The sequence below is a fragment of the Nonomuraea sp. NPDC050202 genome (genome assembly GCF_040656115.1).
Lineage (GTDB): Bacteria > Actinomycetota > Actinomycetes > Streptosporangiales > Streptosporangiaceae > Nonomuraea.
Map to the genome: position 1 here is coordinate 1 of NZ_JBFALF010000096.1, position 7,163 is coordinate 7,163.

9 protein-coding genes and 1 pseudogene are annotated in these 7,163 nt (G+C 67.8%); 4 read left to right on the forward strand and 6 right to left on the reverse strand.

Annotated elements, in window-relative coordinates; genetic code table 11:
• A partial coding sequence (map, locus tag AB0I79_RS62895; RefSeq protein WP_357896179.1) for a type I methionyl aminopeptidase occupies positions 1 to 821 on the reverse strand: 821 nt, incomplete at its 3' end.
• A 240-nt stretch (positions 822 to 1,061) separates the two neighbouring features.
• Here map and AB0I79_RS62900 point away from each other — a divergent pair.
• Positions 1,062 to 1,310 (forward strand): hypothetical protein, encoded by a 249-nt coding sequence (locus AB0I79_RS62900; RefSeq protein WP_357896182.1) that lies wholly within the window; start codon positions 1,062 to 1,064, stop codon positions 1,308 to 1,310.
• Between the two features lie 299 nt (positions 1,311 to 1,609).
• A complete protein-coding gene (locus tag AB0I79_RS62905; protein ID WP_357896185.1) occupies positions 1,610 to 1,936 on the forward strand; it encodes a hypothetical protein in 327 nt (108 codons plus the stop codon).
• A gap of 31 nt (positions 1,937 to 1,967) precedes the next feature.
• Here the strand turns inward: AB0I79_RS62905 and AB0I79_RS62910 are convergent.
• Together AB0I79_RS62910 and AB0I79_RS62915 are read right to left on the reverse strand one after the other, a co-directional pair.
• Positions 1,968 to 2,315 (reverse strand): annotated as a pseudogene (locus AB0I79_RS62910) (ATP-binding protein); the annotation flags it as partial.
• Positions 2,316 to 2,780: 465 nt separating this feature from the next.
• On the reverse strand, positions 2,781 to 2,999 hold the full coding sequence (locus AB0I79_RS62915; RefSeq protein WP_357896188.1) for a hypothetical protein: 219 nt from the start codon (positions 2,997 to 2,999) through the stop codon (positions 2,781 to 2,783).
• Positions 3,000 to 3,239: 240 nt separating this feature from the next.
• Here AB0I79_RS62915 and AB0I79_RS62920 point away from each other — a divergent pair, with 240 nt between their 5' ends.
• Positions 3,240 to 4,079 carry a helix-turn-helix domain-containing protein gene (locus AB0I79_RS62920; protein ID WP_357896191.1) on the forward strand — a complete coding sequence of 280 codons (840 nt, stop codon included), beginning with the start codon at positions 3,240 to 3,242 and terminating at the stop codon, positions 4,077 to 4,079.
• A gap of 73 nt (positions 4,080 to 4,152) precedes the next feature.
• Complete coding sequence (locus AB0I79_RS62925) at positions 4,153 to 4,326, forward strand: hypothetical protein (RefSeq protein WP_357896194.1); 174 nt, start codon at positions 4,153 to 4,155, stop codon at positions 4,324 to 4,326.
• A gap of 738 nt (positions 4,327 to 5,064) precedes the next feature.
• On the opposite strand, the gene AB0I79_RS62930 is transcribed toward AB0I79_RS62925, so the two are convergent.
• The 3 genes from AB0I79_RS62930 to AB0I79_RS62940 form a co-directional block, all read right to left on the reverse strand.
• Complete coding sequence (locus AB0I79_RS62930; protein WP_357896203.1) at positions 5,065 to 5,856, reverse strand: maleylpyruvate isomerase family mycothiol-dependent enzyme; 792 nt, start codon at positions 5,854 to 5,856, stop codon at positions 5,065 to 5,067.
• Between the two features lie 442 nt (positions 5,857 to 6,298).
• Complete coding sequence (locus tag AB0I79_RS62935) at positions 6,299 to 6,544, reverse strand: hypothetical protein (protein WP_357896197.1); 246 nt, start codon at positions 6,542 to 6,544, stop codon at positions 6,299 to 6,301.
• A gap of 136 nt (positions 6,545 to 6,680) precedes the next feature.
• A partial coding sequence (locus AB0I79_RS62940) for an SDR family NAD(P)-dependent oxidoreductase (RefSeq protein ID WP_357896200.1) occupies positions 6,681 to 7,163 on the reverse strand: 483 nt, incomplete at its 5' end.

Here is a 7,163-nt window from a genome sequence, read left to right on the forward strand (position 1 = left end):
GTGGCCGCCTCCACCGGCCGGCCGGTGGAGGCGGCCACCGACGGCGGGACCTCCCCTTCGCGCCGGGTGAGCACCAAGGGGGCGTCCTCGGTGATGGCCACCGTGTGCTCGGAGTGCGCCGTACGCGAGCCGTCCGCCGACCGGATGGTCCACCCGTCGGGGTCGTAGACGATCCGGTCGGTGGTGCGGGCGAACCAGGGTTCGAGCGCGAGGGTCAGGCCCGGGCGGAGCGTCAGGCCGCGCCCCGCCCGGCCCTTGTTGGACACGTGCGGGCCCTCGTGCATGGTGCGGCCGATGCCGTGGCCGCCGAACTCGGTGTTGACCGGGTAACCGTAGTCGCGGGCCACCGTCCAGATGGCCGCCGAGAGGTCGCCCACGCGGTTGCCCGGACGGGCCACCTCGATCGCCGCCTCCAGCGCCTCCTCGGTCGCACGGATGATCCGCAGGTCCTCCTCGGCGGCGGTCCCGACGACGACCGTACGCGCCGAGTCGGCCACCCAGCCGTCGATGCCGACCGCGAGGTCCGCGCTGAGGACGTCGCCGTCGCGCAGCGTGTAGTCGTGGGGGAGGCCGTGCAGGACGGCGTCGTTGACCGACAGGCAGATGACGTTGCGGAACGGCCCGCGTCCGAACGACGGTGAGTAGTCCCAGTAGCATGACTCCGCACCGCGCTGTTTGATCATGTCACGTACGTGGCGTTCCAGGTCCAGGAGGTTGACCCCCACGTCGGCGATGCGGCCTACCTCGGAGAGCACCTCGGCGACGAATCGCCCGGCCACGTGCATGCGCTGGATCTCGGCAGGCGTCTTGAGCTCGATCACGAATACCTCACGTCACAGGATAACGGTATTTTTATACCGGAACCCTAGCATGGTGCCGGTATAAAAATACCAGCCCTGTCCTGGGGGCCTTGGCCGGCCCGGCCTCGGCCTCGATGCCGGGCCGGGATTCTGACCGGTTCAGCCGCCGACGCTCCCGCCACCGCGCTCATCCAGCAGCCCGCCGCACACCCCCAGGAACATCGGCTGCAACGACTGACCAGCCTGCTGATCGCTGCCGGTATGCCTGAGGAGCAGACCCAGGCGGCACTCAAGAACCCGCTCTACAGCGACATCGTGCGCGGCACCGGCGATCTGACGCCGATGGGCGCCGATGTGGCCCAGGTGGTCAGGAGCGGCTGCAGCGCGCTTGCCCACGGCGACGCGTTCGGCACGCTGTCGATCCTGGACGGCAGATCGTGGCCCAAGCCGGCGGCGTGGCCACCATCCGTGTCACCGGCTCCATCAGCAGCCTGTTCTGGTGCACCGTGACCGGGTCACAGAACCAGTCAACGCAGTTCGGGGATCTGTCATGTGGCTATGAAGGTGGGGGCGAGAGCCAGATGTCGCTCAGTTCGAGAGCCGGTGAGTGATCGTCGGCGTCGGTTGTGTTGGTGAAAAGGAGAGCCACGCCCCCGCAGCGGGGCGTGGCTCTCCTTGCTCTGGGTGTTGGCGAGACTCCGAACTGTTGAGTCTGTGCGATCGCTGGGCCGCTGGTGCTGGGTTCCTTGTCGGTGGTGATCCATAGGGTGGATCACTCGGGTTGCGGTACTGGTGTGGAGAGAGTCATCATGGGATTCGAGGGCGATGTTTGGCGGCTTGTCCGGCGTGGTGAGCTGGTCGGCACGATCACCATCGAGGATGCCGATCAGCCCTGGTTGAACGGCCGGTTCGTGGCAGGGCCGGCGTTTGGTGAGTTCGAGCCGCTGTTCTCGCAGGAGCTGGCGCTCCTTGATCACATCGACGAGGACTACGAGGCGTGGGAGGCGGTCCATGGACAGATCACCAGCGCAGTCCAGTTGGTGGCGCCCCACGGGCCAGTGCCTGAGTTCCTGCTTCATGTCCAGGACGATCGAGCTTGGTTCCGGTGGAGCGACGAACCGTTCGTCGAGGAGTAGAGCATCTTTCGTGTTTGCCGACGGCTCACGCTCAGCTGGCGGCGGCTTGTTCTGCGCGGGCTCGGGTTTGGGCGAGGCGATAGGAGTCGGTGCCGGTCTCGATGATGTTGCCGGCGAAGGTGAGGCGGTCGACGATCGCGGTGCAAAGGCGCGGGTCGGTGAAGGTGCGGGTCCAGCCGGAGAATGACTCGTTGCTGGCGATGGCGACGCTGTTCTTCTCTTCGCGTTCGGTGAGGACCTGGAAGAGGAGTTCGGCGCCGTGCCGGTCGAGTTCCATGTAGCCGAGTTCGTCGATGCAGAGCAGGTCGACACGTCCGTAACGAGCGACGGTCTTGGCAAGGACCTTGTCGTCGGCGGCCTCGACCAGTTCGTTCACCAGCGGTGGGCAGCGGCGTGTCCGCGTCGGCGCCCGCCACCAATTCGACGAAGCGCGTGTCCACGGCTTCGACCGCATCGCGGTACTGCTCATGAGTCAGACGAGTCACGAGGGCAGAGCACACCTTTCCCGGTCGCCGGCCTGGATCCCGATGCCGGTGAAGCGGCTTGTCGCAGGGTCCCTCGCCGGTTTCACATCCGTGGCAGCCAGCGAGGCTACTCGTTGACACGGGCGTCAAGGTCAAGCACCCCCGGCGTCATTCACGGACAGTGCGACTCTTCGGTCCGCCGGGTGCTCGACGCGGCCGCGCCACGATCGCACGAGCCGGAGAGCCCGCTTGGCGATCTTGATTGCGTTGCTCATGCTGTCGCCAGACCCATGGCCTTCGTCGTTGACGCAGGTGTCAGGGGCCACCTCGTCCGGGCTGCAGCACTGGGCCGGCTGACGGCTTGTCGCGGCCGGGGCCGATCAGGTGACCGTGACCACGCTGGTCAACGAACTGATGGCCTCGCTGAGGGTGTCTTGTTCGTCTTCCGGCAGCCAATGGGCGGCATGAACCATGTGCAAGGCCGTAGCGAGCCGTACTCGGTCGTCCTCTGTCCCGAGATCTGCGAGATACGCCGGCAGTACCAGCCCCAAGGCCTTGAAGTCGCCGCGTTCGCAGAACTTCGTGAACAGCGCTGCCAAGAGAGCGTCGGCTTCCCGGGGTCGCCGCGCCCCGGTGGAGCGCAGCCCCTCGGCGATCGCTACTCGGGGTCCAGTCGGCGTACTGTCCCGGCGGAACGTCGTCTATGTGGGCGGTTGCCCGTTCGAAGTGCTCGCGACCTGCCGACTGCGTAATGCCGGACGCTCGCCCGTTCCGGCGGCAGCGCGGCTGGATCATCCCGGCGCTCGATGCCGGCCGGGTCCGTCGGCGATACTGTGGGCGTGGAGTACGTGTCCAGAGTGCCGCGACCGCCGCTGGACGGGCTGATCGACGACCTTTACTACCTGGAGGGCGCGCCGCCGTACGCCCGGTTGACGCTGCCGCCGTCGCCGTCCGCGTTGCTCATCGTCAACCTCGGGGCGCCGTTCCGCATCCGCGCGGGCACCGACATCGAGACGGCCGAGTACGCCGACGGCTGCGTGGTCACCATGCCCACCCGCGCCTTCGAGTTCGGCTATCCGCCGGAGACCCGGTCGGTCGGCGCGCACGTCAAGCCGTGGGGGCTGGCGCCGTTCCTGCCGATGCCCGCGGCCGAGCTGTGTGACCGGCCGGTGACGGTGGAGCAGGTTTGGGGCCGGCCCGCCGTTGCCGAGCTGCGAGAGCGGCTGGCCACGGCGGACGGACCGCACGAGATGCTGACGCTGCTCGAGGAGGAGCTGATGCGACGGCTGTGCGAGACCGCCGGCTTGGGGCTGGTCCGCCACACGAGCAGCGTCATCGCGGCGACCAGCGGGGCGGTGGCGATCGGCGACCTGAGCGAGACAGCCGGTGTCAGCAGCACTCATCTGGCGCAGCGGTTCAAGGAGCTCATCGGCGTCACGCCGAAGCGGCTGGCCCGCACCTACCGCTTCACCGCCACCGTGTTCGCGATCAACCCCGCCGGACCGATCGACTGGGGCGACCTCGCCGGTGGCGCAGGCTACTTCGACCAGGCCCACTTCGGCCACGAGTTCCGGGCGTTCACCGGGCTCACGCCGACCCGGTACGTCGAAGTCCGGCGGCGGTTCCTGCGCGAACATCCCGGCCACGTGCTGAACGGCTGGCCGCTGCCGGCTGATTGATTTCCTACAAGAGCGACAGCTCACGACACGCTGATTTGGGGCCACCCCAGAGCAGAGGAGGGCCCCGTGGGCAATGGTGGTCATGTACAGCTCGGTGTCGGTGGACGGCTTCGTCACGGACGACAATGACCAGCCCGGACCGCTGTTCGACTGGTTGTCCAGCAGTGACGTCCCGTTGGACGAGAGCGGCAAGCGCTACTTCGGGTGGTCGACGCGCAGCACCTGTTGGAGGATCCTGACGTGGTGATTCAGGGCAACCGGGTGCTTCACCTGCGCTATGGGGTGCGCCGTTGACCGACTCTAAGCGGGTACGCGAAGAAGTCCACTGCGAACGGTGACACAAGACCGGGCCTCCGGCTGCGTTTACGCAGCGCTGTCCCTGGTCGGGCAGCCGACGCCGATCCGCCCCAGCACCTCACCTGCGGCAAGTTCAACTCAAGATCACTGGCTACCGGTTTCCGTCGTATCTTGGCCGACCACCCGAACGGACTTGGCCTGAGCGTGGCCTCAGGACTTTGGGCCCGATCAACGCGCCGACGCCGCCCTCCCAGCAGAGCTTCTGATATCGCGGTCCTGGACGCCGCTCAGCCCGGCGAATCAACTTCTGATATTGCGAGGGCGATGTAGGGAGGCAGCACCAAGCGGTACCCGAGGCGTTCACCACGATCCACACCGCCTACGCCGCAGCTCTGAAGCGGGCCCCGCCGGACGACGACACCCGCCGCGCCTACGACTCCCGGGTCGGACCTTACCGTCAACGCCCACCTCACCGCGTTGGACCACTTCTTCACCCAGCTCGGACTCGGCCCCGCCGTCGTCCAGCTTCGCGCGGGGGGGTCATGAGATCCGCGACGAGGACGTGGCCCGGCTGTCCCCGCTCAAGCACAAGAACCTCAACGTCCTGGGCCGCTGCAGCTTCACGCCACCCAGTCGGCGTTGGCGGGAGGTATGCCCCGGGGCGTACGAGGTGGCGCATCGTCACGTCCTACTCATCCGGGTCCCAGGCGCTGAGCTGCTCGAAGAGACGTCGGTCGCCGTCGAGCTTCAGGGAGTCGAACGGGATACGGTCGTACAGGATGAGGACCAGTTCGCCAGCCGTGCCCCGGGCGGAGGCGTGGGCCGCGTCCGGGTCCTGGCCGGCAGCGGTGGCCAGCATGGTGCCGGGCCCGGGGAGACGGGTGGTCCGTGCGCCGTCGGCGGAGAGCGAGAGGCGCCAAGAGCGGCCCTCGGAGGCGTGGAAGTCGACGGCAGCGGGCTTGTGCGGCCAGGCACTCGTCGTTGCGACGCAGGTGGACAGGAACTCGTCGACACCGTCGAGTGCCACCTCGGCCGGCAGCGGCTGCGGGGAACCTATGGTGATCTGGGCGTCGTACGTGTGCACCGCCATCTGCTGGAGCTGGTGCCGAGCTACGGCACCGGAGGTCTGCGGCGACTGCGAGGTCCCCCACCACGTCCAGCAACCGCGATCCGGGCCGGCCTTCCGCAATGCGTCCACCAGTTGCTCCGTGGACTCCGCCAACCAGGTCAGCAGGGCCTCGCGCTCCCGAGGCGCAGCCGGGGCGCCCTCCGCTGCGGACTTGGCCGGAGCAGGCCCTGCGGCGACGGTGGCGGCCCAGTCGCGGCGCCCCTCGCCGATGTGCTGCGCCAGATCGAACAGCGTCCACTCGGGGCAGGTCGGCACCTGTACGTCGAGGCTGGGCGCGGAGGCGACCGCGGCGCGGAAGGCAGTCGACCGTTCCTCGATCAGTCGCAGCAGAACGGGGAACTCGAGTGTCATTGTCACCCTGCATCTCTATCACTGCGTTCCGGCAATCGGACAGCGATTTTCACAGCCGCCATCGCGGGCGGACCCTCACCACCGCGGAGAAGGAACGCCGACAGCGCACCGGAGGCGTCCCTGGACCGTCATGATCTCTTCGGATCCACTGACATTACTTTGCGTCCGTCTCTGCTCGGTGTCATTACTCGGTGTCTTAGCTGACATTGTGTTGCGCCGCATTCTCAAGGATCGCGATGGCCAGGTGCAGGTAATCTCGCACACCAAGCAGAGCTCCTCCGGCGAGTGCAGCGTTTGTCCATGTGTTGCTCACACTTGGACCGGCGGTGTCCTTGCCGGCAGCGCGATGCCGACACCCTGTACCGCACCCGCGACCGCGATCGTTATCTTTGGTCATTAGCGTCTTCTCGCAGGTCAGAGCTATATGATCTTGTCTGGCGCGTCAGGCATGTTGGCCGGTGCTCCGGGTGCGGCGGCAGCTGTAGGCGGGCATGGTGCCGACGGCCTCCAGGACCACGTGCGTGCCGTGCCCGCCGGTCAGTTCGCGGACCTGGGCAATCCTTTCCTCGCCGTGGGCGGAGACGATGTCGGTGGCGTCGAACTCGTTGCCGAGGTCGGTGCGGGCATGGTGGCGTCCCGGCCTGATGATGTGCTCGGTGTTCGCGCAAGCCCGAAGCTCATCCCTCACGAGGGGGGACCCCGCACGTCTCACAGGCGGACTCGACCAGGAGATCTTTGGCCGCCTGCCGGGATGGCTGTCTCGTTTCCCGTAGGAACGCCACGGCTTGCGACTGGCTGCGACGCCACCGGGTGTCAGGTCTGGCTCAGGCGGGCTGGCCGATCGGTCGGATGGTCAGGGTGTTGAGGTCGACGTCGGCTGGCTGGCTGAGGGCGAAGCAGATGGCCTCGGCGACGGGGGCGGGGGACAGGGCGAAGGGCGGGACGCCGCCTTGCCAGAAGGCGGTGTCGGTCATGCCGGGGTTGACGAGGGTGACGCCGATGCCGCGGCTGGTGGCGTACATCCGCAGGTTCTCGGCCATGCCGGTGACGGCCCATTTGGTGGCGGAGTAGAGGTTGGCGGGGCTGTTCTTCAGGCCGGCGACGCTGCCGATGAGCACCAGCCGCCCGCCGGTGGTCTGGAGGTGGGGCAGGGCGGCGTTGGCCAGCAGGGCGGGGCCGAGGACGTTGGTGAGGACCATGGGTGCCCACAGGTCCGGGTCGCCGTCGGCGATGGTGCGCGGGTGGTCGGCGGGGATGAAGCCGGCGTTGGCCACCGCGGCGTGCAGGGCGCCGAAGTGTGCCACGGT

What these genes read in the sequence shown, in the direction of transcription:
- AB0I79_RS62900 (WP_357896182.1), top strand. Translation starts at nt 1,062, where the DNA reads ATGCCTGAGGAGCAGACCCAGGCGGCACTCAAGAACCCGCTCTACAGC.
- AB0I79_RS62905 (WP_357896185.1), top strand. Translation starts at nt 1,610, where the DNA reads ATGGGATTCGAGGGCGATGTTTGGCGGCTTGTCCGGCGTGGTGAGCTG.
- AB0I79_RS62925 (WP_357896194.1), top strand. Translation starts at nt 4,153, where the DNA reads ATGGTGGTCATGTACAGCTCGGTGTCGGTGGACGGCTTCGTCACGGAC.
- AB0I79_RS62930 (WP_357896203.1), bottom strand. Translation starts at nt 5,856, where the DNA reads ATGACACTCGAGTTCCCCGTTCTGCTGCGACTGATCGAGGAACGGTCG.